This is a genomic window from Paenarthrobacter sp. TE4293, from assembly GCF_050435325.1.
GTDB lineage: Bacteria > Actinomycetota > Actinomycetes > Actinomycetales > Micrococcaceae > Arthrobacter > Arthrobacter nitroguajacolicus_C.
This window is the reverse complement of the sequence record NZ_JBNJRY010000008.1, coordinates 81505-105338: the sequence shown is the minus strand read 5'-3', so window position 1 is coordinate 105338 and position 23834 is coordinate 81505. Positions and strand designations below refer to the sequence as shown.

Sequence of the window (23834 nt, the reverse complement as noted above, 5' to 3'; positions counted from 1 at the left end):
GGCGCACGCGCGAGTGTTGTACAAGGTTTGGTATCCCAAAACTTTTCCAGCCTTGTGGCTGTTGGCGGATTCTGTGCCTTATTACCGGCATTTGGGCTTCTGGATCCACCCTGCCTGAAGTCTTGGTATACCGTAATGGTGGATACGGAGAGGACTGTCATGACTACTCATTCACAGCAGACGGAAGTACCCGGCCTCATGCCCGACGAAAAGCGCTCCGTGCTGACATCGGGCTTCGTGGACGCGCATATCCACCCTGACAAGACCACGTGGGGCGCCGGATGGCTGTCCCGTCGTTCCGCACATACGCTGAGAGACCTCATCGATAACGATCTCCGCGCACAACTTTCCTTCGAGGAAAGTGTCGAGGAACGGGCCTTCGCCCTGATGCGGCAAGCAGTCCTCAACGGGACCATGGCGATGCGGGCGCATGTGGATGTGGCCTCGCAGATCGGCTTGCGGAATATCCACGGTGTCAGGGCCGCAGCTGAACGGCTGGCACCCTTCCTGGACGTCCAAATTGTTGCTTTCCCGCAGTTCGGTATGTTGAGCAACCCCGGAACGTTGGACCTGATGGAGGCCTCATTGGCTGAAGGGGCCGACTTGGTCGGCGGCATCGATCCTGCTTCACTGGACGGCGATATGGATGGTCATCTGGACGCCGTTTTTGGCCTGGCCAACAGGCATGGCAGAGATGTGGACATCCACCTCCACGATGCCGGACCTGAAGGCCTGGAGCAGGTCCGTGTAATCGCACAGCGCACACTGGCCGAAGGCATGCAGGGCCGCGTGACGATCGGGCATGCTTTTGCCCTCTGCGATCCGGAGCTACCCGGTTTGGGGCGCACGTTGGACGCGATGGCTTCGGCCGGCCTGTGGATGGCAACCTGTGCCCTCGGCGCAGATCCGGTCCCCGTCCTCGACCTCATGGAACGTCACGGGGTCAAAGTTGCCCTCGGCTCCGATGGAGTCCGGGATGCATGGTCACCTTTCGGAACGGGCAGCATGGTGGACCGGACACATCTCCTCGCTTACCGCACAGGTGCTTTAAGCGATGCCGAGCTTGAACGGTGCTTCCGGATCGCTACGGCCGCCGGTGCAGAACTGCTCGGATCCACTGCGGTGAAGAACTTCTCCGGCCCTGGCTCTCCGGACAGACTGGAGTTCGCAGCGAACTCCATCCCGGAACTTGTGGTCAACCGGCCTGCCCCGGTGAGGGTGCTCCGGGGTGGAAGGCCAGTGACCCTCCGCCGGTGACCCTCCAGGCCATCGGCTAGAGCATCCATTCGCGCAGCAACCACCACAGGCCCGCGATGACAACTCCACCAAACAGGGACCCAACGATGACCTGTCCAAGGGTGTGGGCACGCAGGACCAAACGCGACCAGCCCACGGCCGGCACCACGAGCAGCACCGGCAGCCAGGCGGGTCCAAACATTGAAACGACAATGACCGCGGCGGCGGCCAAGGCGGACGCATGCCCGCTCATCTTCCAGAACGCACTCACCACCGCCAAAACGGCTATGCCTCCGATGAGCGCGATGATCATGACCGAGACGCTCACCGGACCATCCAGCCACTGCAGCACCCCTAAACCGACCACTACGGATACCAATGTCATGAGCAGCAAAGCCGGCCGCTGGCGCCGGTCGCTGACATGGTGGTCCGTGATCCTGCCCAGTTTGACCATCACCAGCACATACGCCAGCGGCAGGACGCAGACGAACAGGGCGGCGATGAGTCCAAACCACATGGTCCCCGGGAACCCAGGCTCGATTGCGGGACTGATCAACAACAGGACCATCACCACAACCGGCGGTTGAAACACCTCCGTCAAGACGCGGGCTACTGTGCGCCAGGGACCCGTCGTCAGCTGCGGCGGCACATGCCGCTGTGGGGTTACATGCCGCTGCGGGGGCACCACCTGTTGAGGGAGCTTATGGCCGGAATCGCCGGCATTCTCTCCTTCAACAGAAGACGTGTCCGGGTACGAAGGACCCGGGCCTGGAGAGGCTTGTCTGTCAGTCAAGCAGCAGCGCCGGCTCTTCGAGAATGGCTGCAACATCGGCCATGAAGCGTGCCGACAGGTCGCCGTCCACCACACGGTGATCGAATGAACCGCCCAGCGTGGTGATCCACCGCGGAATGACTTCCCCATCCAGAACCCAAGGCTTCTGCTTGATGGTTCCAAACGCGATGATCGCTACCTCGCCCGGGTTGATGATGGGCGTTCCGGTATCAATGCCCAGCGCACCGATGTTGGTGATGGTCAGGCTCCCGCCCTGCATCTCTGCCGGCTGCGTCTTCCCTGCGCGGGCCTTGGTGGCCAACTCGTTGAGTGCCAGAGCCAGTTCCTTGAGCGAAAGGTCCTGGGCATCCTTGATGTTGGGGACCATGAGACCACGCGGAGTTGCGGCGGCGATACCCAGGTTCATGTAGTGCTTGACCTGTATTTCGGCGTTTCCGTTCCCGTCTGCGTTATCCACCCAAGTTGCGTTGACACTGGGGTTGCGGGCCGCGGCCCAGATCACGGCTTTGGCGAGGATGAGCAGGGGCGAGACTTTGATGCCCTCGAAGTCCCGGGAGACCTTCAGTCGCTTGACAAACTCCATGGTGCGGCTGGCATCCACGTCAACAAAAATGCTGACGTGCGGGGCTGAGAACGCGGACTCCACCATGGCCTTGGCGGTCGCCTTGCGGACACCCTTGACCGGCAGACGCTCGACGCGCTGGTCCTGGGGCTTCTTGGAGGCGCCCCAGAACGAGTCCGCTTGATCGTGTTCGGCATCGCGTTGCGCCTGGTAGCTCACCAGGTCCTCCCGGGTCACCTCGCCGCGCTGGCCTGTGGCCACGACGTCGGCCAGGTCGATCCCCAGATCACGCGCAAACTTACGCACCGGAGGCTTGGCAAGAACCTTATTGACCAGGCCACTGATGGTGCCGCTGATGGCAGCACCGCGGGACGCTGCCGACTGGCCGGCGGTGGCTGGCGCCATCTGCGGGGCCGGCGACTGGGCGGCCGGCGGCTGGGTGACCTGCGCGACGGCGGTGCGTGCCGGCGTCGTGCGGTGCGGCCCCGACGGTTCTGCCGCCGTAGCTTCCAAAACTGCCTGATGATCCTGGACTGTGCCCTCGGCACTTTCGGCGACCGGGGCCGCCTCAGCCGAACCAGCCGGACGCTTTCGCGCACGGCGCTTGACGGCGTCCGCCTTGGGGCCCGAACCTACCAGCGGACCACCGGCAGGACGGTTGTCGTCGCTGGCGTCGTCGGCGGGCAGCTTGCCGTACAGAGGCATCTCGACGGCGGGGGCCTCCGGCGCTGCCGGCACCGTCCCGTCCTCCGCGCCCTCGGAAACAGCGATGATCGCCGTACCGACCTCCACCGTGATGCCTTCTTCCACCAGCAGCTCAGTCACCGTGCCGGCGAAGGGCGAGGGCAACTCGACGAGGGACTTGGCGGTCTCGATCTCGCACAGGACGTCGTTGATGGCAACGACGTCTCCCGGTTTGACCTTCCAAGCCACGACCTCGGCTTCGGTCAGGCCTTCGCCAACGTCCGGCAGGTTGAATTTCTTTACAGTCACAGTGGTCCTCGATTTCCGGTTACCAGGCAGCGAAGCCGGGCAGGATCAGGGCGGTTTAGTAGGCCAGGGAGCGGTCGAGCGCTTCGAGGATCTTGTCGATATCCGGCAAGTAGTCCTCTTCCACCTTGGCAACGGGATAAGGCATGTGGAATCCGCCCACGCGGATCACAGGGGCCTCCAGGTGCAGGAAAGCCCTCTCGCTGATGCGTGCCGCGATCTCGCCGCCGATGCCCCCGAACGTCGGGGCCTCATGGGCGACAATCAGCCGGCCAGTCTTCTTGACCGAGGCTTCCACGGTGTCGAAGTCCAGCGGTGAGATGGACCGAAGGTCGATGACCTCGATGCTTCGTCCGTCCTCCGTCGCTGCGTTGGCGGCGGCCAATGCCACCGGCACCAGCGGTCCGTAGGCCACGATCGTGGCATCTGTACCTTCACGGACAACGTGCGCCTTGAAGGGATCTTCGGAGGGGCCGGCATTCTCGACGTCCACTTCGCCCTTGAGCCAGTAGCGGCGCTTGGGTTCGAAGAAGATGACCGGGTCCTGGCACTCAATGGCTTTTTGGATCATCCAGTAGGCGTCGTGGGCATTGGACGGCGAAATGATGCGCAAACCGGCGGTGTGGGCGAACAGCGCTTCCGGTGACTCGGAGTGGTGTTCGATGGAGCCGATGCCGCCGCCATACGGGATGCGAATGACGACGGGAACGGTCAGCTTGCCCAGGCTGCGGGCATGGATTTTGGCCAGCTGCGTGGTGATCTGGTTGAAGGCCGGATAGACAAAACCGTCAAACTGGATTTCGCACACCGGCGAGTACCCACGCAAGGCCAGGCCGATGGCCGTACCAACAATGCCGGACTCGGCCAAGGGTGTGTCCAGGACGCGCTCGTCCCCGAATTCCTTGATGAGGCCATCGGTAACGCGGTAGACGCCGCCAAGGTGTCCGATGTCCTCACCCATCAGGAGGGATTTGGGGTTGCTCGTCAGCGATGCACGGAGACCTTCATTGATGGCCTTCGCAATGGTCATGGTTGCCATCAGTGAGCTGTCTCCTCATCGCTTTCGAAGCCGGCCGAGTATTCCTCGAACCAGGCGAGTTCCTCCGCAATCAGCGGGTGTTGTTCGGCATAGACACTGGCGAATGCGTCCCGGATGTCCGGAACCTCAAGGCCGTGCGTGGTGCTGCGGACATACTTGGCCAGCTCATCGCCGTCGGCCTTGACCTGGTCAAAGAACGCCTCGTCCGCAAGTCCCTCGGTGCGCAGGTACTTCTCCAGGCGATCCAGTGGATCCTTTTCGCGCCAAGCGGCTTCCTCGGCTGATTCCCGGTACTTGGTGGGGTCATCGGCGGTGGTGTGTGCTCCCACGCGGTAGGTGTAGGCCTCGATCAAGACCGGGCCGCGGCCCTCACGGGCATGTTCCAGGGCCCATTCGGTGACGGCGTGGACGGCGATGACGTCATTGCCATCCACACGGATTCCGGGGAACCCGTAGCCTTTGGCACGGTTTGCCAGCGGAACCTTGGTCTGGACTTCGGTGGGCACGGAGATGGCCCAATGGTTGTTCTGGCAGAAGAACACCACCGGCGCGTCGTACGACGCAGCGAAGACCATGGATTCGTGGACGTCGCCCTCGGAGCTGGCGCCGTCGCCGAAGTAGGCAATGACGGCAGCCTTGGGATCGTTGGAGTTCGCCGCGGCCGCGAGTTTCTGGTCCCGCTGGATACCCATGGCATAACCCACTGCGTGGAGTGTCTGGGCTGCGAGGACCAACGTGTACAGGTGGAAGTTGTTTTCGCGGGGATCCCAGCCGCCGTTGGACACGCCCCTGAACTGCTTGAGGAGTTCGGCAAGGTCTACGTTCCGTACCAACGCGACACCGTGTTCACGGTACGTGGGGAAGATGTAGTCCTGCGGCTGGCTTGCGTGGCCGGAACCGATCTGCGCGGCCTCCTGGCCCGTCAACGGCACCCACAGGGCCAGTTCACCCTGGCGCTGCAGGGCTGTAGCCTCTTGGTCGAAACGACGGATCCTGGCCATGTCCGTGTAGAAAACACGGAGCTTCTCGGGGTCGATCCGCTTGGCGTAATCCGAGAAGACAGGATCGGAACCCAGTTTTCCGTCAGGGCCTAGCAACTGAACCATTTCCACCGGTTCGCCTGGCGCGGCTGCTGCCGCGGAGGTTGCCGCGAGAGTTTCTTCCGTCCCGGGGGGCAGTTGTGTCGAGCCCATTCCGTCTCCTTGCTTGCCGCGGCGGGGCGCCGGGCAATGTCTGTCGCTGGGATATATGCCCGTTCCGGAATGTATTCCGGAACGGGCATATTATTGGCTTTCGTCCCTTACTTTATCGGCAGTAAGTTGGGTTGGCGCATTTGTTAACCGCTAGGAACCCAGCGGCGCCTTTGTATAACCTGCACAGAGTTCCAAGAACCTGGTGTTGGCTTCGGTCTCGCCGATGCTGACCCGGACCCCCTCGTTGGCGAAAGCCCGGACCGACAATGCCTGCTCCGCCGCCAGCGCCGCAAACTCGCCACTGTGCTCGCCGAGATTCAACCAAACGAAGTTGCCCTGGGCCTCAGGAACGAACCATCCAAGGTCCCGGAGGCCCGCCGTGACACGGTCCCGCTCGACCACCAGGCTTTGTACCCTTTCCACAACCTGATCGAAATTCTCGATGGAGGTAACGGCCGCGCGTTCCGCAATTTGGGACACGGCAAAAGGGGTGGCCGTGACACGGAGGTGCTGGGTGAGCGAGGGACCCGAGACGCTGTATCCGACCCTCAGCCCGGCCAAGCCGTGGGCTTTGGAGAACGTCCTCAACACCACAACATTGGGGTAGTTACGGTAAAGCTTGATGCCATCCACAGCATCCGCATCCCGAACGAATTCCTGGTAGGCCTCATCGATGACCACCACCACATTGGTTGGTACGGACTGGATGAAGCGCTCAGTTTCCTCCGCGGTGAGGATCGGCCCAGTGGGGTTGTTCGGAGTGCACAGCAGGATCACCTTGGTGCGAACCGTGACGGCAGCGGCCATGGTCTCAAGATCGTGGCGTCCATCGGCCAGCAGGGGGATCTGGACGCTGGCGGCACCAGCAAGACCGACACAAATGGGGTAGGCCTCGAATGAACGCCAGGCGTAGATGACCTCATCCTGCTTGCCATCATCATTCTGCCCAGCGAATGTCGCGAGAATCTGGTTCAGAGCGCCCAGGCTTCCCGCGCCCGTGACGACGTCATCAGCGGGGACATCCAGGAAACCAGCCAACGCGTTACGCAGTTTGGTGGCAAGCGGATCAGGATAGCGGTTGATATCGGACTGGTCAGCGATTGCCTGCAACACTGCAGGAATCGGTGGCAGCGGGTTCTCATTGGACGACAATTTGTAGCTGGCGAGGCCCTCGATGGCAGCCGGGGGTTTGCCTGCCGCGTACTTCGGGAGCCTGTCCACGACCGGTCGAGGGAGTACGCCCTCCGGTGCGTTGTCAGTAGTAGTCATGGCTTCAAGCCTACTTGCCTGCTTATGGCTAATGCTGAGCCGATTAACAGGTCCGTATGAAAGCATGGGCCCATGGGTTCATTCATCATTCGCGTCCTCATTAACGGGCTTGCCCTTTGGGTGGCGACCTGGCTGCTGCAAGGCATGGATATCACCACCACCGCCACTGAGAAGGCTGCCACCAACGCAGGACTCACCCAAGGCGCGGACACTGCAGGCATCATCCTGGCGTACCTGTTCATTGGCCTGATCTTCGGGGTAGTGAACGCCTTCGTCCGCCCCTTGGTCAAGCTGCTGTCCCTTCCGGTGACGATCTTGACGCTTGGCCTTTTCACCATCGTGATCAACGCCGCGATGCTGTACCTCACTGCCTGGCTGAGCTCCTTCACCCCAGTACACCTCACTCTCGACTCGTTCTTCTGGACGGCCATCCTGGCCTCGATCATCATCAGCATCATCTCGATGGTGGCGGGCCTGATTCCGGGCACACGCAAACGGTAGCCGCCCGGAAGCCCACTCCCGCATAGAGGGGGCCCGGCCCCTCTACCGGGTCCCGGCCTCCTGCTTCGTTTCCTTGACAGTCGGAGGCGAGTCGGGTTTCACTGCCAGCGCCGGAGCCGACACAGGAGCCCTTTCCAGCCTGAACCGCGTCACGCTCGCCATCCCGCCGGCGCCCACCACGCCCGTGAAGACTGCAGTAGAAGCAGCCAGCGACTCGTCCCGGCTTAAGGCGACCAGCTCGGCACCCGCCGCGTAGTTCTCCTGGTTGTGTCCAGGGCCAAGGCCGAGGTCTTCCCCCTCCGGCGTCCTGACCTCGTTGGTCAGCGATACCGTCACCCTGTCCTTCGTATCGGCGTTCATGCGACCGTCCGCTCCGGGGACCCAGTCCTGGGCATGTTCCAAATGGAGTGAACTGATGCCCGGCTCAGGGGTGATGCCGCCTACAGGAGCCCCTGCAGTCAGCACGTATCTAAGATCGAATTCGCTGAGAAACGCCTGGTTCTGGGCAAGGTTCATGGCATGGACGCCTCCCTGGCTATGCCCCACCGCCACCACTTGGTCCCCTGCTTCCGCGCCGGCCTCGCGGAGGGCCTGGCCAATCGCCGGGACCACTTGGTCGGAGTCATAGCCCAGTGCTTCGCCGACTCCGGGAATGTCGAGGGGGTTGGTACTGGGTGAGTTGGGCTGGGTTCCCGGAATGAGGACCATCCACGAGGCCGACCCGTTGTTGTCGAAGCGGATAACCTCAATCTCGCCGTCGTTCCGGGCATGAAGCCTCTCAAGGCGCCTGAGGCTTTCGGCCATGGATGGATCCACGTACTCGGTCGACTCCTCCAGTCGCTCGGCACTTACTGGCCTCGGCCTCAAGTCCGGAACGAGTGGTGACTCCAGAAGGCCACGAATGACGCCGCGTGAGCCCGACCAGAGCGGAGTGATCATGGTGACGAGGTTATGGGTGATCTCCCGGCTGGGGGGAATGAGCGGACTGGACAATCTCATTTCATCCAGTCTCAGGACGCGGGGTTGAGCGTTTTTTGCTTCCGCCTCCACGTAGTCCCGGTGGCTGGCCCGCACACTGGCACTGACCTCCACCAGGTCCTGGCGCACCCGCGTCACCTCCTTCCTGCTGTCAGCAACGGCGTCGATGGCATTGCACCCGGTGTCATAGGAGTCGTAGAGGAACGGCTCCAGGTCGTCCTGAACCCGACGCGCCTCTTCTTCGATACCGAGGAGTTGTTGGACCACGTCATCGAGCCGGGCAGCGCCCCTCAGCAGCTCTTCCAGTTGGTACGACATCCCTCCAACCCCGCCACGTATGGTGAGAATGCCGTCCGGCGCCGGAGGTACGGGCCGTGGTGCTTCGTCCGCTCCCACAGGAGCTGAGTCAGCCATTATGGCCCCCTCTCTCCCGAGACGGACACGTTCTGTGAATGACGCAGCACCAAGGCGGCGGCAGCGTCCATGGACTCACGGGCGCGCATCAGTGCTGAAGCGTGCAAGGCGATGGTTACTCTGTAAGCACGTCCCGCGGGAGACTGCCAATCGTCCATTTGGGCTCTCCGCAAGGAAGTAAGAACGGCATCCGCATGGTCCACGCATGTCTTGATGCGCCAAGCGAGGCGTTGGACTTCATGGCTTCGGGAAGCACACTCCAAGGGGTCGAAAGTGGGCGGGTTGGCTGCAGGCATCAAGCCGACGCTCATGTCCGTGTACTCCATTGATTGTTCTGCTGATCGGTAGGCTCGACGCTACGGAGCGGCCGAACCCAACGGAAGCGCCGGCGTCGCGTATGTGGATAACGCAGGGAGCCATCCACATAGCCCCCGTCACCGACTCGGGCACCGTGGCGGAGCATGAAAGAATAGGCACCATGGCTGAATCCCCTCGCGTGTCCCTCGCTTCCGAACCCCTCGCCCTTGGCGCCCTTGACGGTCGTTACCGTGCCGCCGTCGCGCCCCTCGTGGACTACTTGTCCGAGGCTGCACTTAACCGCGATCGCGTTCACGTCGAGGTTGAATGGCTCATCCACCTGACCAGCCAGTCCGTACTGCCCGGAGCGGGCCCGCTGTCCGACGATCAAATCGCGCAACTTCGCGCCATCGTCACTGATTTCGACGCCGCCTCGGTGAACGAACTCGCGGAAATCGAAGCCGTCACAGTCCATGACGTCAAGGCTGTGGAGTACTACATCGCACGCCGCCTGCCGGCTATTGGCATCGAGAACCTGACGGCCATGGTGCACTTTGGCTGCACGTCCGAGGACATCAACAACCTCTCCTACGCCGTCGGCATCAAGGGTGCGGTCGAAAATGTCTGGCTGCCCAACGCCGCAGCCCTCGTCAAGCAGATCGAGGCCATGGCGGAAGAGAACCGTGCCGTGCCCATGCTCTCACGCACACACGGCCAGCCCGCCACGCCCACCACGCTCGGCAAGGAACTGGCCGTTATCGCGCACCGCCTGAACCGCCAGTTGGCCCGCATCGCCAAGACCGAATACTTGGGCAAGATCAACGGCGCCACGGGCACCTACGCCGCGCACGTCGCATCCGTGCCGAGCGCCGACTGGGAAGCCGTCGCCAAGACGTTCGTCGAAGGCCTTGGCCTCACCTGGAACCCGCTGACCACGCAGATCGAAAGCCACGACTGGCAGGCCGAGCTGTACGCAGACATTGCGCGCTTCAACCGCATCCTGCACAACGTTTGCACGGACATTTGGAGCTACATCTCCATCGGCTACTTCCGCCAGATCCCGGTCGCCGGCGCCACTGGTTCCTCCACGATGCCGCACAAGGTCAACCCGATCCGCTTCGAGAACGCGGAAGCCAACCTGGAAATCTCCAACGGTCTCCTGGACACCCTGGCTGCCACGCTGGTGACCTCCCGCTGGCAGCGCGACCTGACGGATTCTTCGTCGCAGCGCAACATCGGTGTTGCCTTTGGCCACTCATTGCTGGCTATCTCCAACGTCGCCAAGGGCCTCAAGGCCCTCGACGTTGCCGAGGAAGTTCTCGCGGGCGACCTCGACACCAACTGGGAAGTCCTGGGTGAGGCCATCCAGATGGTCATGCGCGCCGAGGCCATCGCAGGCGTCGAAGGCATGGAAAACCCGTACGAACGGCTCAAGGACCTCACACGCGGACAGCGCGTGGACGGTGCCCGCATGCAGGAATTCGTGCAGGGCCTTGGCCTCTCCGCAGACGCCGAAGCTCGCCTGCTCGCTTTGACCCCTGGCAAATACACGGGCATCGCCGACAAGCTGGTGGATCACCTGCAGTAGGACAGAGCGTTCGACGACGGCGGGCCGGGGCTGGGTGCCTCGGCCCGCCGTCGACGTTTAAGCTGGTGAGGGCAGACGCGTTCCGTGCCCATGGAGCGCCGGACCCACGGGACGTGGTGCCTCGGGATACGGCGTGTCGGGTTCTTCGCCCGCGCAGGTGGCTGATTGGCTGGAACTATCCGGGGCGGAGCGTGATGCCGTCAGTGCACCATGCCCACGGATGAACGAGGCGCCCCAGTGAACCGGATCAGCGAGAACGTAAGGAGCGGAGCACCCATGAAGCTCCTGTTAATCAGACACGGACAAACGCCCGGAAACGTTGCGGGCCAGCTGGACACCGCGTTTCCAGGACCCGGCCTGACCGAACTCGGGGAGCGCCAGGCCGCTGCCCTGCCTGAAGCCTTGGCCGACGAAACGATCGAAGCCCTTTACACCTCAACGCTGCTGCGCACCCAGCGGACCGTCGCCCCGTTGGCCAAGGCCACGGGACTGGAGCCGACAATCCTGGACGGCGTTCATGAAATTGAGGCTGGGGCACTGGAGAAGAAGACTGACCACGAGTCCCATCTCCGCTACATGAGCACAGTTTTTGCTTGGACGGACGGCGACTTGGACGTCCGGATGCCGGGTGCCTTTACCGGGCACGACTTCTTCGCCCGGTTCGATGCTTCGATAGAGCAGGTAGCGGCGGCAGGACATCAAACGGCCGCAATTGTCAGCCACGGTGCCGCGATCCGCTGCTGGGCAGGAAGCAGGGCAACGGACATCGACACGGTATTCGCTGAAACTCATCAGCTGCCAAACACAGGAATCGTGGCTCTCCAAGGCGACCCGGAGAACGGCTGGAAGGTGCTGCACTGGGACCAGGTTCCCGTGGGCGGCATGGCCCTGGCCGATCGGACCGCGGAGGACCCCACGGGCGAAGCTCTCCAACCCTGATCTGACACTGCGAGGCCTGCTCTTCACCCTAAAACCACTCCGAAAGGTGCAGACCGGGCCCCGCAACGCGGGAAAGCCCGGCAATTCTCCCGACGCTTACGCGCAGGAAACACCGCGGTAACCACAGCTGCCTAGGCTTAAGACGCATAGACACCTCCCCGAAACCCGGCGAAAAGAGGCAAGATGCAGACCAACCCACGGCTCAACATCCGGCAGGTCACATGGGCCAACCCCGTGGGCGCAGACCTCCGGGCCGCGCAACAGGCCGAACTGGATACACGGTTCGGGAGCACGGATCACGAGCCTGGCCCGCCTCCGTCGGAAGCCGACACCGCCGTGTTTGTTGTGGCCTACGAGAAATGCTCGGGACAACCGCTGGGCTGTGGCGGCCTGAGGATGCTCGACGAGAAAACAGCGGAGATCAAAAGGTTGTACGTGGTTCCCTACGCCCGCGGCTCCGGAGTCGCCAGCTCCATCCTGGCGGCCCTCGAAGCCCAGGCGCATTCCCACGGCTTCATTGTGATTGCGGCGGAGGCAGGTTCGGCCCAGTCGGATGGACGGAGCTTCTATGAAAGTGCCGGGTTTGCTCCGGTTCCGAATTTTGGCCCGTACGTCGGAGTGAACGAATCGTATTGCTACTCCAAGCGGATCGACTCCCACAGTGCCTCGCACACGGCAATGGCCTAACGCGGAGGTCGCCAACGCGGCGGTGTCGCACCCTGCGATTCTTGACACTTCAGTGGCTAACACTGCGGTGGAGTTGCCGGGCGGCGGTCCTGCGTCGCAACATCAAGCGGAGGGCGTCACAGTTCGATAATCTCGGATTATGGAAAAGCAGACATCACCTTTCGCACCCGCAAATGGGTGCGGCCCGAGGACCTGAACGCCAACGGCACACTCTTTGGTGGCAGCCTGCTGAAGTGGATCGACGAAGAGGCCGCGATCTACGCCATCCTCCAGCTTGGCAATGGCCGGGCCGTCACCAAGTACATCTCCGAGATCAACTTTGTGAGCTCGGCTGTGCAAGGCGACCTGATCGAGATGGGGCTGACAGCCAAGCGCTTCGGCCGCACCTCCCTGACCATGCGCGCCGAAGTGCGGAACATGATCACCCGCCAGGCCATCCTGACCATCGAGGAAATCGTCTTCGTGAACCTGGGCGCCGACGGAAGGCCGCAGCCGCACGGCTACACGGAGATCACCTACGACCGGGACCGCATCCCCACGCATCACCTGACGGAAACGCTCGACGAGGACTGAACCACCCGGCGTCGTGCTCTTTATGCGGAGGCGGGGAGGGCGGCACAGCGTTCCGTCGCGGTTGCTGACTCCGGCATGAGGGGAACGTGAACGTGCGGGTCTAGGTGCGGTGTTGGTCAACGTCCGGTGGATCAAGGTCACGGCGCAGGATGGCGTGTGGTCGGGAGCAACCTACTGCAGGTACCGGAAGACGGTCCAGGACCTGGAATTCAGGCAGCAGTCGGCGGAGTGCCGCGCGCTGAAAGTTGCTTTGCGGCCAACACCGGCTGAGCGGAACATGGCCTTGCCTCCGCAGGCCAAACAGACCAATTGCTGCCGCCGCGGTTCCTGCCGGTACTCATCAAGGTTGTCGAAGTCCTCGGCGTCCCAGTCTTTCCGGTCGGCGAGGCACAGTGCCCTTCTCATCTGCGGTGGCTTTCGATCGTAAACAGCGGTTAAACGGGTGCTGGCGGCCGCGGGAACGCGGCCGCCAGCTTGTATTTCCGGTGACGGGAGTGATGTCACCGGAACCTGTGGGGTGCTGACCGGAAGGGTCAGCGCCGGTCGAACGTCAGCGCCGGTCGAACGTCAGCGCCGGTCGAACGTCAGCGCCGGTCGAACGTCAGGCCGCCGGGTACCTGGAACGTCGGCATGAGTTCGAGCATGCCCACGTTGACGTGGCGCGGCGTTTCGATGGCGTAGTCCAGGGCATTGACGATGTCGTCCGTGGTCAGCGACTCGTAGCCTTCGTAGTAGGTCTGCCAGGCTTCTTCCATGGCCTCGGGCGTGCCGCCCATGTTGCGGCCGAAGATCTCAGTCTCCACGCGGCCCGGGCAAATCTCGGTGACGCGGATGCGCTTTCCCACGGTGTCATTGCGGAGCTGGCGGGAAATCTGGTGCACTGCGGCTTTGGTGGCGTGATAGACCGTGTGGCCGTAGAAGTTGTACACGCCAGCGATCGAGCTGATGTTGATGACATGCCCCAGGTCGCGCTCCACCATGCCGGGCAGCACCAGGCGGGTGAGCTGCAGAAGGCCGCGAAGGTTCACGTCCACCAGTTCGTCAATGTCCGCTTCGGACGAGTCCAGAATGTTGCCGGGCCGGGAGACACCGGCACAGTTCACCAGGACGTCCACCTTGAGGTCACTCACGACGGCGGCCAGCGCGGCTGTGTCGGTCAGGTCCACTACGTGCGGAATGGTTCCGGTGCGGTCGGCCAATTCGGCGAGGCGTTCCTCGTTGCGGGCCACGGCGTGCACGGTCAGGCCGCGCTTGGCGAGGCGTTCGGCGATGGCTGCCCCCATACCGGTCGAAGCTCCGGTGACGAGTGCGGTGGTGTAGTCAGAAAAGGACATGTGGTTCTCCAAAGGTGGAAATCGGTGGGGCCAGTGCGCCGGCCCTGGAGGTCCGGCGCACTGCCCTGGTTGATGGAGGGCGAAGGACAGTGGTGGCTACGCGTCGCGCAACGGTTCGTGGGCTCGGTCCTTGACGGTGCTGACGGCGATCAGCGTGCCGAGGGCCGTGATGACTGCGTAGAACGCGGGCATGTAGATGTTGCCGGTGCTGCCGATCAGCCAGGTCATGAGCAGCGGGGCCGTGCCGCCGAAGAGGGCCGAGGAGATGTTGTAGCCAAGGCCGTACGCGGAGTAGCGGACGCGGGTGGGGAACAGTTCCACGATCAGGATATGGATGACTGCGGTGTGGCCGGCGAAGACGATGGCCATGATGCAGGCACCAAGGATGGCCAGGCCCATTTCACCGGTGGCGATGAGTGCGTAGGACGGGATGCCGAGGACTGCCATGGCGATGGCGGATCCGGCGATGACCTTCTTGCGGCCAACGCGGTCCGACAAAGCTCCCATGAACGGGATGGCGATGCAGATGACCACGAGGCTGCAAGCGGTGACCAGGAGGGCTTCGCCGATGGTGAAGTTCAACTGCTTGCCCTTGAGGAACGTGGGCATGTAGGAGAACAGAACGTAGTAGCCGGAGCCGTTCATCAGGGGGATGAAGAGGGCCAGGAGCATGGCACGGCGGTGCTCCTTGGACTGGAAGGCTTCCTTGAGCGGGTTCTTGGAGAGGCCGCCCTCTTCCTTGAGCTTCTCAAAGTTGGGGGTATCGCTGATGGCCTTGCGGATGTACCAGCCGATGATCCCCATGGGGATGGCGACCAGGAACGGGATGCGCCAAGCGAACGAACCAAACCCGCCGCCGTCGATCGCTGCCTGGGTGAGCCACGGCGACATGGAGAAGGCGACCAAGGTACCGGTGAGCAGAGCTGCGAAGGAGGCGATCTGTGCATAGGAGGTGATGATGCCGCGCTTGCCTTCGGGGGCGTGTTCAGCGAGGAAGGTCATGGCGCCGGCAGCTTCGCCACCGACCGAGAAGCCCTGCAGGAGACGCAGGAGGACCAACAGGATCGGCGCCGCGACGCCGATGGCCGCGTAAGGGGGGAGCAGGCCAATACCTGCGGTGGCAACACTGATCAGGAGAATGACGAAGACCAGTAGCTTTTGCCTGCCGATCCGGTCACCAAGGTAGCCACACACCACTGCGCCGAGCGGGCGGACGAAGAAGGAGACCGCATAGCCTGCGAACACGAAGAGGAGGGCGTTGTCCGGATTGCCCGGCGCCAGGAAGACGAGCGCCAACGTTCCCGCCATGAAGGCGAAAATGCCGTTGTCGTACAGTTCCACGAAGATGCCAACACAACCTGCGGTGACAACCTTGCGGGTTTGGCGGCTGGTGAGCCGCTCATGCTGCACTGGCGCAGCGTTGGTGCTTGCGGTCATGACTTTTCCTTACTGGGATGAGCGTAGCAACGCCTACTGGTATGACGACAGGGTTTTAGCTGCATGCCGCAACTGGTAGGTCCTGCCACTGGGGACGGCATCCGATGCCGAGGAGTCCGAAGACGGTGTTGACGGATTCGCGGAGGGTCTCAAGCTGGGTCCGCGAGCGTCGATGGGCGGCAGTTGCTTCTGCCACTGTGGTTTTCCGAAAACGGACCTTGTCCCCTGGCCGCGCTTGGGCCAGGACATCCAGTCCGGTGCTGGTGACCACCGCAAGGACGGGGTACCCGGCGGTGACGCCGCGCCCCCGGTGCAGTACCAGCAACTCTTCCCTTGAGGGAACCTCGACGGCGCCCACCGGCACTCCGCGGGACAGGACCTCGCCATTTGAGGTTCTTTCCGGAAGTTCTCCGCCGAGCCGCAGGCCGATGTGGTTGCTGCGGCCGCTCACGGCGTACTCCGAGGTGAAGAGCAGTTCACCGGATTCGCCAAACTCGGCGACGTCCGGCCCGTCGGTCACATCGACCAACAAGTCTGAGTCCATGCGGGGCCGGTCAAGGCCCAGCCGGAAGAGCGGGAGATCAAAGTACGGCTGACGAACAGGGCCAACGCTCCTGCGGGTCAGGAGGCGGGTGCCTTCCTTGAGTTGCAGCCCGAAGCCCACCACGGTGTCCGGAGCTACACTGCCCAGCAGTGTTTCTGCCTCGATGGAGCCGTGGATCGCCAGGTACGCGCGGAGGCCGCGGTGGATTCCGCGGATGGACACTGTTTCACCTGCACGGACCGAGACGGGTTCCCACTGGCTGGACGGGCGGCCACCAACCGTGAGGGTGAGCGGAGCCCCGGTGACGGCGATCAGGACGTCGGTGGTGGCCTTCATCCGGAAGTCCAGGGCCGTGATCTCCACCAGGGGATGGTTGTCCAGGTTCCCTGCCAGGATGTTGGCGGCACGGGCCGAGTACTGGTCCAGGGCCCCGTTGACCGGAAGGCCGAAGCGGGGGCCGCGGGTCCTGCCGAGGTCAGTAACCACCGAGTTGCCGGGCTGCTGGATGAGGATTTCGCCGGTCATGGCTGCGCCCCCGGCTCACGCGGTGCCGGCTCACGAGGCTCCAGCTCCAAGCCGGCGTATTCGCTGAACTCCTCTGTGCGGATCTGGCGGAACCGCAGGATGTCCCCCGGCTTGTAAGGCACCAGAGGTTCGCGGCGGATGTTCAGCACCGACAAGGGAGTCTGTCCGATGACGCACCAACCACCCGGGGCCACTGCCGGAGCGATGACTGCCTGCCGGCCGGCTACGGAGACGGCTCCAGCCGGGACGCTGAGCCGGGGATCCTTGAGCCGCGGCACGGGCTTGGGGAATGCGGGCCCGTCCATCATCGGGGACCCGGCGGGTGCGCCGAGGCAACGGACGGTGTAGGTCTTTTCGCTGTGGAGGCGGATGACCTCCTCCACGGGGATCCCCTGGTGCTCAGCGACGCGCTCCAAGTCGGGGCCGTACCCGCCGCCATACACGACGGGGACATCGAACTCGCGGGGTGCTTTTACGGACTCGCCGGCGTGGGCGAGCTCCAACAGTCCCAGCTTCACGAAGGCCCGGACCTGGCGGGCAGAAACGAGGAGGGGATCGAATTCCACCAACACCGAATCGTAGGTGGGAACCGCGCCGTGAAGTCCTTCGGCACCGCAGTTTTCGAGCCAGTTGGCCAGCCCATGGACGGTGAGCCAGTTATGTTCACTGGTCCCGGAGATAGCCACGACCCGCAGTGCGGAGTCGCCGGATTCGTAGATTTCGGTGGGAGCCGCTGGGAGCATGGACATGTCAGGCCGCCTTCTTCTTTGCGTCCATGACCTCAGCCAGGGGTGCGATGTGTACACCGGCGGTAATGAGTTCCGAACGGATCCTACTGGCCAGTTCCACGGCGCCAGGGTTGTCCCCGTGCAGGAGGAGGGTGTCCACGGCGATGTCCAGGTCCGCACCGTTGGCGCAGCGGACCTTGCCCTCAACCACCATGCGCAGGGTCCGCTCCACGATCCCGTCTGCGTCATGAAGCACGGCGCCCGGTTGGCTGCGGGGAACCAGGGTGCCGTCCTCCTGGTAAGCGCGGTCCACGATGCCCACGATGGCAACGTCGAGTCCTGCCGCCCGGGAAGCATGAGCCAGTTCGCCTTCCTGGGCGACCACAATGAGCTGGTCGTCCACCCGGGCTGCAGTCTCGGCAACAGCCTTGGCATAGTCGGCGCGGACTGCGACGAGGTTGCCAAGCCGGCCGTGCGGAGCCAGGTGCGTGACCCTGGTGCCGTGGAAAGCGGCGAAGCCGTTCAACGCGCCGAGCTGATACAGAACATCGTTCCGGACCTCGTCGGCAGTGAGGCCCATGTCCCGCCGTCCGAACCCTCGCAGGTCAGGGAAGCTTGGATGCGCCCCGATGCCGACTCCGCGGCGAACGCACTCAGCCACGGTGGCCGCCATGATGTCCGGATCACCGGCATGGAACCCGCACGCGATATTGGCGCTTGAAACGATCTCCAGGAGCGCGGAATCGTCGCCAATGGTGTAGGCGCCAAATCCCTCTCCAAGATCCGCTACAAGATCAATTATCGAGTTCACGTGGTTCTCTTTCCGTGTGGTTCTGCAGGTAATGCGGGAATTTCCAAGGCCGCATAATGGGTCATAAAAGAATTCCCGGTAAATGGCAGTCGTCGGAGTGAATCCGGGGCGTTGCCTGAAGTTCGTTCCAAAAGTCTCGCACCCGTCCGGACCCCTGCACAAAGACCTAATAGCTATCCCGTGATAGGTCTCCGTTATGACGTACACCACCCGGCCCTGTGGCATGGGTCCCAGCGGAACCCCGCTGGGCGATGCGTCTATATTTGAACATCGGGACCTGCCACCCAGGGGACTTCCCACCCACGGGGCACGGCTCTCCAGGAAGGTACATCCATGGACACGCGGAAGCTCTCATACTTCGTTCAGATCGTTGACTCCGGGAGCATCACGAAGGCCGCTGCTGCCCTCCATGTGGCCCAGCCGGCCCTCAGCCAGCAAGTCTCGGCTCTGGAGAACGATCTCAAGCAACGACTCCTGATCCGCAGCAAGCAAGGGGTGGAACCCACGGCAGCCGGGCACACTCTCTACCGCCATGCACAGTCGATCCTGCGGCTGGTGGAGCAAGCCCGCCAGGACGTCGCTTCCTCCGGCGCCGCACCCTCCGGCCGGGTGTCCATTGCCATCGCGCCGTACAGCATGGCCTCCAGCCTGACTCCCCAGATCATCAGCGAAGTCGGCCGCCGCTACCCGGATATCGTGGTCCATCTAACCGAAATTTTTGGCGGAGTCCTGAGCGAAGCCATCAAGAACGGCCGCCTCGACATGGCGTTGATTTACGAGCCTGGAAAGATCCGGGGCGTTCAATTCACCACCATGATCGTTGAAGACCTCCACTTGGTAGTGCACCCGGACGTGGACCTCGCCCCCGGCAAAGACGGCAAGAACACCATCACGCTTGCCGAAGCGAGCACCGTAGGGCTGTTCCTTCCCGAGAAGAACCACACGTTGCGCCAGCTCATCGAGAAGGGCCTGGCGGACCAGGACCTGCCTTTGAGACTGGTGGGCGAAGTGGAATCCGTCCCTTCGCTGACCAGGCTCATCCGGGCGAACCTCGGCGGCACGGTGTTGCCCAAATCGGCAGCGGATGCCCTCTTCCCGGACCAGGACTTCAAGGTGCTGCGGATCGTGGAACCCGGCCTGCAGAGCAAGATCGCCCTGTGCACTCCGGATCACGAACCCTTGTCCGAAGCCGCCTCGGCCGTGCTGCTGGTGGTCAAGGAAATGCTGCATCAACAACTGATCAACAAGTACGGGACCGACCCCGTGCAACTGCCGGCCCATCCATAAAAATCGCTTATCCGTACAAACAGCTTTGGTCTTATTCAGGACCGTTTTAATTTCCTAGTATCGAATGAGAAAGACATTCGAAAACCGCTCACGGATTCCGCGGGCATGTTCAAAGGAAACAACGGTGAAAAAGATCAGTACAGCCGGATGGGTGTCGAATCCAACCCGCGGAACCCTCAGCGCACGAACCGGTTTCCATTGCCCACGGAACGGCTTTTGGCGCCCCCTTGGCGGGATCGGCGAACCGCTGTTCGTCTTTGAAGGAAGCCTGATGCCGGCGCACGCGGGCAACAGCATTGAATGGCACTTGGTGGACACCCGGCCCGGTCACGCCGGCCTCGACTAACCCGGCCACCCGCCGTCGTACCTTAACCGAAGCTGCACCACGTTGAGGCGCCCTGCCACCGGCAAGGCGCCTCTCTTGTGTTCGAATACAGCAAGCCAAAGAGTCAACAGCACGCCAAAGACCGGCCGCTGCTGATGTACCAGCAGCGGCCGGTCCGGGCCGGAGCTCCTAGTCTTCGACCAGGAGGCCCTTCTCCTTCAGCTTCTCCGTCAGGCCGCACAGCTCGATGGTGTTGCCGCCGTCGTGGTAGAGCTTGATGAGTTCGCGTTCGTGGTCATCACGGGCTTGGGACAGTGCGATGACTTCCTCGGCCTCTTCGCGGCGGACCACCACAACGCCGTCGGCATCACCGCGGAGGATGTCGCCGGGGTAGATGATTTCGTCGCCGAAAACGATGGGGTAGTTGATGGGGCCCAACGTTTCCTTGACGGTGCCCTTGATGCTGACGCTGCCGGAGAACACGGGCAGGCCCAGCTCGATCAGGTCCTGGGTGTCGCGCACGCCGGAGTCGGTGACCATCGCGGCGATGCCCTTGGCCTTCATGGCGTTGCCCAGGACGTCGCCGAACGTGCCGGCCTCGGCCATTTCCTGCGCACCGACCAGCACCACGTCGCCAGCCTGCGCGTAGTGGATGGCCACCTGCAGCATGAGGTTGTCCTGCGGTGCACACGCGACGGTGACAGCCGGACCGCAGAAGGACATGGAGCGGTCGATCGGCTTGATCCTGGAGCTCAGTGCGCCGCGGCGGCCTTGGGCCTCGTGGATCGTAGCGGAGGAAAAGGCGGCGAGGCGGTTGACGACGTCAGCGTCCGGACGCTCGAATTTGGTCTTGACGTGGATCATGTTCGGGTTCTTTCTCTGGGGCTTAGGACAGGCCGTTGACGGCGTCGCGGATCGAATCCACGCCGGCGTTGATGGTCTCCAGCGAGGTGGCGAAGGAGATCCGGAAGTAGGGGCCCAGGCCGTAGGCCGAGCCTTGGATGACAGCCACCCGGGCGGCATCCAACAGGTAAAGCGTGAAGTCCTGGTCGTTCTCGATGACCGTGCCGTCGGGCGTGGTCTTGCCGATCACGCCGCCGCAGTTCACGTAGGCGTAGAAGGCGCCTTCCGCCGGCGCGACCGACAACCCCTCAACAGCGTTCAAACCCTCGACGGCGGCGTCCCGGCGTTTGCGGTAGACCTCCACGCTGTCTCGAACGAAGGCCTGGTCACCATTCAGCGCAGCGACGGCGGCCGCCTGGCTGATGGACGACGGGCAGGACGAGGTTTGCGACTGCAGCTTGTTCATCGCCGCGACCAAGGGCGCCGGTCCCACGCCGTAGCCGAGCCGCCAACCGGTCATCGCGTAAGCCTTGGAGACACCGTTGACCAGCAGGATCCGGTCCTTGAGTGCCGGTGCGGCGGTGACGAGGCTGGTGACGCGGCCGTCGCCGAAGTGGATTTCGTCGTAGATCTCGTCGGTGAGGATGAAGACGTGTGGGTGCTGCTCCAGGACTTCGGCGAGCGCCTGCAGTTCCTCGCGGGTGTAGACGGCGCCGGTCGGGTTGGACGGTGCGTTGAGAATGAGCCATGTGGTCTTGGGCGTGATGGCTTCGCGGAGGGCGCCCGGCGTGAGCTTGAAGCCAACGTCCTCGCCGCACGCGACGATCACCGGGGTTCCGTCGTTGGCCAGGACCATGTCGGGATACGAAACCCAGTACGGCGCCGGGACGATCACTTCGTCGCCTTCGTTGAGCGAGGCCATCAGGGCAACATAGAGGACCTGCTTGGCACCGCCGCCGATGGTGAGCTGGTTGCTCCCATAACGGTGCCCGGCGTCCCGCTCGATCTTGTCCAGGATGGCGGCCTGCAGCTGGGGCGTGCCGGTCACCGAGGTGTACTTGGTCTCACCGTTGGTGATCGCCTCTTTGGCGGCGGCCTTGATGTGCTCCGGGGTGTCGAAGTCCGGCTCGCCGACGGTGAGGTCGATGATCTGGACGCCTTCGGCTTTCAGTTCGCGGACGCGGGCGGCCGCGGCAACGCTGGCTGAGGCCTTGATGCGGGTAACCCTCGACGCCGGCAGGAACTCTGACATGTCTCCTCCAGGAATGTGGAACTCGGGACGCGCGGATTCGCGGATCCCTTTTTCGAGACTAGGTACTGAGGGGGTGCGCTGGATAAGACCTAATGTGCGTGGATCTATAAGGGGGCCTTATGACGGCCGCGCATATCTTCCATGCACTTTGCTTATGGGTTCACGCGGTATTGGTATTTCCATGGACCGGTCAACGCTGCCTACATTCGAAGGGTCAGAAGTGCTGTTCCGAAGCTGAAAGGGAGTCCATGCCAGCCCACACCGGGGCAGCCCCCACTGTTTCTCTCCAACCCCGCCCAGCCGCCGGACGGTATGCCTACCGGGCCACGGCCTCACGTCAACAGCCCTCACACTGCGGGGAACGCGGGGAACACGGGGAACACGGGGAACACGCCAAGCTGGCACATGCCCTCAGAGTGCATCGGCAGCTGTTGTCCCACGCGGCCAGTGCCATCCGCACGTTGTCCGCGGCCAGGAACGAATTGATTGCCCAGGCGATTGAGGACGGGATTACCCCGGCGACTGTTTCGGCAGTTACCGGCGAGAACGTGAAAGCGGTCCGGGTCATCGCTTTGGCTTATGACGACCTCCACCCCAGCGGGCTCCCCCGCAGTGCCCGCTTGTCCGGCCTGCAGGCCAAAAGCGATGAACTCCGGGCAGCAGAAACCCGCCGGGACCACATCACGGGACGCCGGGAGGCCCTGATCGTGACGGCACTCCGGAACCAGGTATGCGACGACCTTGAGCTCGCCTCGCTCACCGGACTCACCCCGGACCACATCCGCAGGGCAGGCAGGGGCATCGCCCGCACCTGAGTCCCCCCGTTGAACACTGCAGGCGTGGAGGGTAGAACGGGTAGATGACCAACGACCTGAACGCATGGATGGATCAGTACGAACGCGCGTGGACCTCGAACGAACCTGACGACATCAGGGCGCTGTTCACCGAGGACGCCGTCTACAACGACCGGCCCCACACCGCACAACCGTGGAACGGCCACGACGAGATCGTCGGCCACTGGTCCGGCGACTCAGCCGACAAACCCGAAGACTGGACTTTCGAGTGGACACTCCTCGGCAGGGACGGCGACACAGCGTTCGTCCAGGGCCTGACCACGTACTTGAACGGCGACCCAACCTACGACAACTTGTGGGTCATCCGGTTCGCCGAGGACGGCCGCGCCCGTGAATTCACGGAGTGGTACATGGCCCGCAAATAGCTAGCGGGAGCCGACCAGCACGTTCTCGTGGATCTTGGTCCACCCTTGATATTTCGGCTGGCCGGCATCCACGCCATCGTTGATGAGCTTTGATTGTGAACCGTCCACGGCAGTCAAGGTGACGATCTCTTCACCTGTCCCGGCCGCTGCGCAACCCGCCACCCACCGCTCCGGGAGTCCTTCAGGAACCGCAATCAAGCAGGCGGAACCGCCGGTGGAACTCTTGGCCCCGTAGTACTTCACGTCTTCGTGGGTGGCCAGCAACCGGGATGTCCCGGCCTTGATATCCAGATCCACACCGCTAAGGGTCACGGATTCCGGAAGCTGGTCCTCCGCCGTCGCTTCCCGCGCCAGGACCTTTGGGCCCGCCGGCGACGAACAGCCGGCCAGTCCAAGCGCGGCAACTACGGCAACGACGGCTAAAGCACGACGGTTCATGGCACTGCCCCCTCAGGCTCTCGTTCCATCGA

General features: G+C 63.1%; 26 protein-coding genes. 10 read left to right on the top strand and 16 right to left on the bottom strand.

All coding sequences use genetic code 11. The annotated features are described in order from the left end of the window. Positions 1–159: 159 nt before the first annotated feature. Positions 160–1257 (top strand): amidohydrolase family protein, encoded by a 1098-nt coding sequence (locus QF015_RS16685; RefSeq protein WP_429390212.1) that lies wholly within the window; start codon positions 160–162, stop codon positions 1255–1257. Positions 1258–1273: 16 nt separating this feature from the next. Here QF015_RS16685 and QF015_RS16680 read toward each other — a convergent pair whose 3' ends face one another. The 5 genes from QF015_RS16680 to QF015_RS16660 all read right to left on the bottom strand — a co-directional run bounded on the left by QF015_RS16680 (position 1274) and on the right by QF015_RS16660 (position 7082). Beyond that, complete coding sequence (locus tag QF015_RS16680; protein ID WP_310207461.1) at positions 1274–1837, bottom strand: phosphatase PAP2 family protein; 564 nt, start codon at positions 1835–1837, stop codon at positions 1274–1276. Between the two features lie 184 nt (positions 1838–2021). Beyond that, positions 2022–3584: a 2-oxo acid dehydrogenase subunit E2 gene (locus QF015_RS16675; protein WP_310207463.1), complete on the bottom strand. Its 1563-nt coding sequence runs from the start codon at positions 3582–3584 to the stop codon at positions 2022–2024. A 55-nt stretch (positions 3585–3639) separates the two neighbouring features. Continuing rightward, positions 3640–4620, bottom strand: coding sequence for an alpha-ketoacid dehydrogenase subunit beta (locus tag QF015_RS16670; RefSeq protein ID WP_429390211.1), 981 nt, complete (start codon positions 4618–4620; stop codon positions 3640–3642). Further along, the gene (pdhA, locus tag QF015_RS16665) at positions 4620–5813 is read right to left on the bottom strand and encodes a pyruvate dehydrogenase (acetyl-transferring) E1 component subunit alpha (RefSeq protein ID WP_310207469.1); all 1194 of its coding nucleotides are present in this window, start codon (positions 5811–5813) and stop codon (positions 4620–4622) included. Before pdhA ends, QF015_RS16670 begins: the two co-directional genes overlap by 1 nt. 150 nt (positions 5814–5963) lie before the next feature. Continuing rightward, on the bottom strand, positions 5964–7082 hold the full coding sequence (locus QF015_RS16660) for a histidinol-phosphate transaminase (RefSeq protein ID WP_429390210.1): 1119 nt from the start codon (positions 7080–7082) through the stop codon (positions 5964–5966). Between the two features lie 72 nt (positions 7083–7154). Between QF015_RS16660 and QF015_RS16655 the strand changes: the two genes are divergently transcribed. Beyond that, the gene (locus QF015_RS16655; protein WP_310207471.1) at positions 7155–7583 is read left to right on the top strand and encodes a phage holin family protein; all 429 of its coding nucleotides are present in this window, start codon (positions 7155–7157) and stop codon (positions 7581–7583) included. Positions 7584–7625: 42 nt separating this feature from the next. Here QF015_RS16655 and QF015_RS16650 read toward each other — a convergent pair whose 3' ends face one another. Together QF015_RS16650 and QF015_RS16645 are read right to left on the bottom strand one after the other, a co-directional pair. Further along, the gene (locus QF015_RS16650; protein ID WP_429390209.1) at positions 7626–8975 is read right to left on the bottom strand and encodes a hypothetical protein; all 1350 of its coding nucleotides are present in this window, start codon (positions 8973–8975) and stop codon (positions 7626–7628) included. Beyond that, the gene (locus tag QF015_RS16645; RefSeq protein WP_429390208.1) at positions 8975–9286 is read right to left on the bottom strand and encodes a hypothetical protein; all 312 of its coding nucleotides are present in this window, start codon (positions 9284–9286) and stop codon (positions 8975–8977) included. Before QF015_RS16645 ends, QF015_RS16650 begins: the two co-directional genes overlap by 1 nt. Positions 9287–9453: 167 nt before the next feature. Here QF015_RS16645 and purB point away from each other — a divergent pair, with 167 nt between their 5' ends. The 4 genes from purB to QF015_RS16625 all read left to right on the top strand — a co-directional run bounded on the left by purB (position 9454) and on the right by QF015_RS16625 (position 13059). Beyond that, a complete protein-coding gene (purB, locus tag QF015_RS16640; protein ID WP_310207474.1) occupies positions 9454–10860 on the top strand; it encodes an adenylosuccinate lyase in 1407 nt (468 codons plus the stop codon). 276 nt (positions 10861–11136) lie between these two features. Further along, on the top strand, positions 11137–11799 hold the full coding sequence (locus QF015_RS16635; protein ID WP_310207475.1) for a histidine phosphatase family protein: 663 nt from the start codon (positions 11137–11139) through the stop codon (positions 11797–11799). A 183-nt stretch (positions 11800–11982) separates the two neighbouring features. Continuing rightward, complete coding sequence (locus tag QF015_RS16630) at positions 11983–12486, top strand: GNAT family N-acetyltransferase (RefSeq protein ID WP_429390207.1); 504 nt, start codon at positions 11983–11985, stop codon at positions 12484–12486. A gap of 129 nt (positions 12487–12615) precedes the next feature. Beyond that, positions 12616–13059: an acyl-CoA thioesterase gene (locus QF015_RS16625; RefSeq protein ID WP_429390286.1), complete on the top strand. Its 444-nt coding sequence runs from the start codon at positions 12616–12618 to the stop codon at positions 13057–13059. Between the two features lie 171 nt (positions 13060–13230). Here the strand turns inward: QF015_RS16625 and QF015_RS16620 are convergent, their stop codons facing one another. From QF015_RS16620 to QF015_RS16595, 6 genes are all read right to left on the bottom strand, one after another. Then, entirely contained in the window at positions 13231–13464 is a 234-nt protein-coding gene (locus QF015_RS16620) for a hypothetical protein (protein WP_207595360.1), read from the bottom strand. 179 nt (positions 13465–13643) lie between these two features. Next, complete coding sequence (locus QF015_RS16615; protein WP_429390206.1) at positions 13644–14393, bottom strand: SDR family oxidoreductase; 750 nt, start codon at positions 14391–14393, stop codon at positions 13644–13646. A gap of 96 nt (positions 14394–14489) precedes the next feature. Further along, positions 14490–15830, bottom strand: coding sequence for an MFS transporter (locus QF015_RS16610; RefSeq protein WP_231340885.1), 1341 nt, complete (start codon positions 15828–15830; stop codon positions 14490–14492). Between the two features lie 55 nt (positions 15831–15885). Beyond that, positions 15886–16899, bottom strand: a complete 1014-nt coding sequence (locus QF015_RS16605; protein WP_429390205.1) for a biotin-dependent carboxyltransferase family protein — start codon at positions 16897–16899, stop codon at positions 15886–15888. Beyond that, on the bottom strand, positions 16896–17648 hold the full coding sequence (locus QF015_RS16600; RefSeq protein WP_429390204.1) for a 5-oxoprolinase subunit B family protein: 753 nt from the start codon (positions 17646–17648) through the stop codon (positions 16896–16898). Before QF015_RS16600 ends, QF015_RS16605 begins: the two co-directional genes overlap by 4 nt. Before the next feature lies 1 nt (position 17649). Continuing rightward, positions 17650–18438 (bottom strand): LamB/YcsF family protein, encoded by a 789-nt coding sequence (locus tag QF015_RS16595; RefSeq protein ID WP_310207490.1) that lies wholly within the window; start codon positions 18436–18438, stop codon positions 17650–17652. Between the two features lie 333 nt (positions 18439–18771). On the opposite strand from QF015_RS16595, the gene QF015_RS16590 reads away from it, so the two are divergent. Both QF015_RS16590 and QF015_RS16585 read left to right on the top strand, forming a co-directional pair. Beyond that, positions 18772–19725 (top strand): LysR substrate-binding domain-containing protein, encoded by a 954-nt coding sequence (locus QF015_RS16590; RefSeq protein ID WP_309992785.1) that lies wholly within the window; start codon positions 18772–18774, stop codon positions 19723–19725. Positions 19726–19849: 124 nt separating this feature from the next. Then, positions 19850–20071: a hypothetical protein gene (locus tag QF015_RS16585; protein WP_310207493.1), complete on the top strand. Its 222-nt coding sequence runs from the start codon at positions 19850–19852 to the stop codon at positions 20069–20071. Between the two features lie 168 nt (positions 20072–20239). Here QF015_RS16585 and QF015_RS16580 read toward each other — a convergent pair whose 3' ends face one another. Both QF015_RS16580 and QF015_RS16575 read right to left on the bottom strand, forming a co-directional pair. Further along, positions 20240–20914 (bottom strand): 4-carboxy-4-hydroxy-2-oxoadipate aldolase/oxaloacetate decarboxylase, encoded by a 675-nt coding sequence (locus QF015_RS16580; RefSeq protein WP_429390203.1) that lies wholly within the window; start codon positions 20912–20914, stop codon positions 20240–20242. Positions 20915–20936: 22 nt separating this feature from the next. Next, positions 20937–22145, bottom strand: a complete 1209-nt coding sequence (locus tag QF015_RS16575) for an aspartate transaminase (RefSeq protein WP_429390202.1) — start codon at positions 22143–22145, stop codon at positions 20937–20939. A 248-nt stretch (positions 22146–22393) separates the two neighbouring features. Here QF015_RS16575 and QF015_RS16570 point away from each other — a divergent pair, with 248 nt between their 5' ends. Both QF015_RS16570 and QF015_RS16565 read left to right on the top strand, forming a co-directional pair. Next, positions 22394–22960: a hypothetical protein gene (locus tag QF015_RS16570; RefSeq protein WP_429390201.1), complete on the top strand. Its 567-nt coding sequence runs from the start codon at positions 22394–22396 to the stop codon at positions 22958–22960. A gap of 44 nt (positions 22961–23004) precedes the next feature. After that, complete coding sequence (locus QF015_RS16565; RefSeq protein WP_310207502.1) at positions 23005–23364, top strand: nuclear transport factor 2 family protein; 360 nt, start codon at positions 23005–23007, stop codon at positions 23362–23364. On the opposite strand, the gene QF015_RS16560 is transcribed toward QF015_RS16565, so the two are convergent. Then, complete coding sequence (locus QF015_RS16560; protein WP_429390200.1) at positions 23365–23802, bottom strand: hypothetical protein; 438 nt, start codon at positions 23800–23802, stop codon at positions 23365–23367. Positions 23803–23834 lie beyond the last annotated feature (32 nt).

Bases quoted from the DNA above. Each gene is read 5' to 3' on its own strand.
- QF015_RS16685 (WP_429390212.1), top strand. From the start codon at position 160: ATGACTACTCATTCACAGCAGACGGAAGTACCCGGCCTCATGCCCGAC.
- QF015_RS16670 (WP_429390211.1), bottom strand. From the start codon at position 4,620: ATGGCAACCATGACCATTGCGAAGGCCATCAATGAAGGTCTCCGTGCA.
- pdhA (WP_310207469.1), bottom strand. From the start codon at position 5,813: ATGGGCTCGACACAACTGCCCCCCGGGACGGAAGAAACTCTCGCGGCA.
- QF015_RS16660 (WP_429390210.1), bottom strand. From the start codon at position 7,082: ATGACTACTACTGACAACGCACCGGAGGGCGTACTCCCTCGACCGGTC.
- QF015_RS16655 (WP_310207471.1), top strand. From the start codon at position 7,155: ATGGGTTCATTCATCATTCGCGTCCTCATTAACGGGCTTGCCCTTTGG.
- QF015_RS16650 (WP_429390209.1), bottom strand. From the start codon at position 8,975: ATGGCTGACTCAGCTCCTGTGGGAGCGGACGAAGCACCACGGCCCGTA.
- QF015_RS16645 (WP_429390208.1), bottom strand. From the start codon at position 9,286: ATGAGCGTCGGCTTGATGCCTGCAGCCAACCCGCCCACTTTCGACCCC.
- purB (WP_310207474.1), top strand. From the start codon at position 9,454: ATGGCTGAATCCCCTCGCGTGTCCCTCGCTTCCGAACCCCTCGCCCTT.
- QF015_RS16635 (WP_310207475.1), top strand. From the start codon at position 11,137: ATGAAGCTCCTGTTAATCAGACACGGACAAACGCCCGGAAACGTTGCG.
- QF015_RS16630 (WP_429390207.1), top strand. From the start codon at position 11,983: ATGCAGACCAACCCACGGCTCAACATCCGGCAGGTCACATGGGCCAAC.
- QF015_RS16620 (WP_207595360.1), bottom strand. From the start codon at position 13,464: ATGAGAAGGGCACTGTGCCTCGCCGACCGGAAAGACTGGGACGCCGAG.
- QF015_RS16615 (WP_429390206.1), bottom strand. From the start codon at position 14,393: ATGTCCTTTTCTGACTACACCACCGCACTCGTCACCGGAGCTTCGACC.
- QF015_RS16610 (WP_231340885.1), bottom strand. From the start codon at position 15,830: ATGACCGCAAGCACCAACGCTGCGCCAGTGCAGCATGAGCGGCTCACC.
- QF015_RS16605 (WP_429390205.1), bottom strand. From the start codon at position 16,899: ATGACCGGCGAAATCCTCATCCAGCAGCCCGGCAACTCGGTGGTTACT.
- QF015_RS16600 (WP_429390204.1), bottom strand. From the start codon at position 17,648: ATGTCCATGCTCCCAGCGGCTCCCACCGAAATCTACGAATCCGGCGAC.
- QF015_RS16590 (WP_309992785.1), top strand. From the start codon at position 18,772: ATGGACACGCGGAAGCTCTCATACTTCGTTCAGATCGTTGACTCCGGG.
- QF015_RS16580 (WP_429390203.1), bottom strand. From the start codon at position 20,914: ATGATCCACGTCAAGACCAAATTCGAGCGTCCGGACGCTGACGTCGTC.
- QF015_RS16575 (WP_429390202.1), bottom strand. From the start codon at position 22,145: ATGTCAGAGTTCCTGCCGGCGTCGAGGGTTACCCGCATCAAGGCCTCA.
- QF015_RS16570 (WP_429390201.1), top strand. From the start codon at position 22,394: ATGCCAGCCCACACCGGGGCAGCCCCCACTGTTTCTCTCCAACCCCGC.
- QF015_RS16565 (WP_310207502.1), top strand. From the start codon at position 23,005: ATGACCAACGACCTGAACGCATGGATGGATCAGTACGAACGCGCGTGG.
- QF015_RS16560 (WP_429390200.1), bottom strand. From the start codon at position 23,802: ATGAACCGTCGTGCTTTAGCCGTCGTTGCCGTAGTTGCCGCGCTTGGA.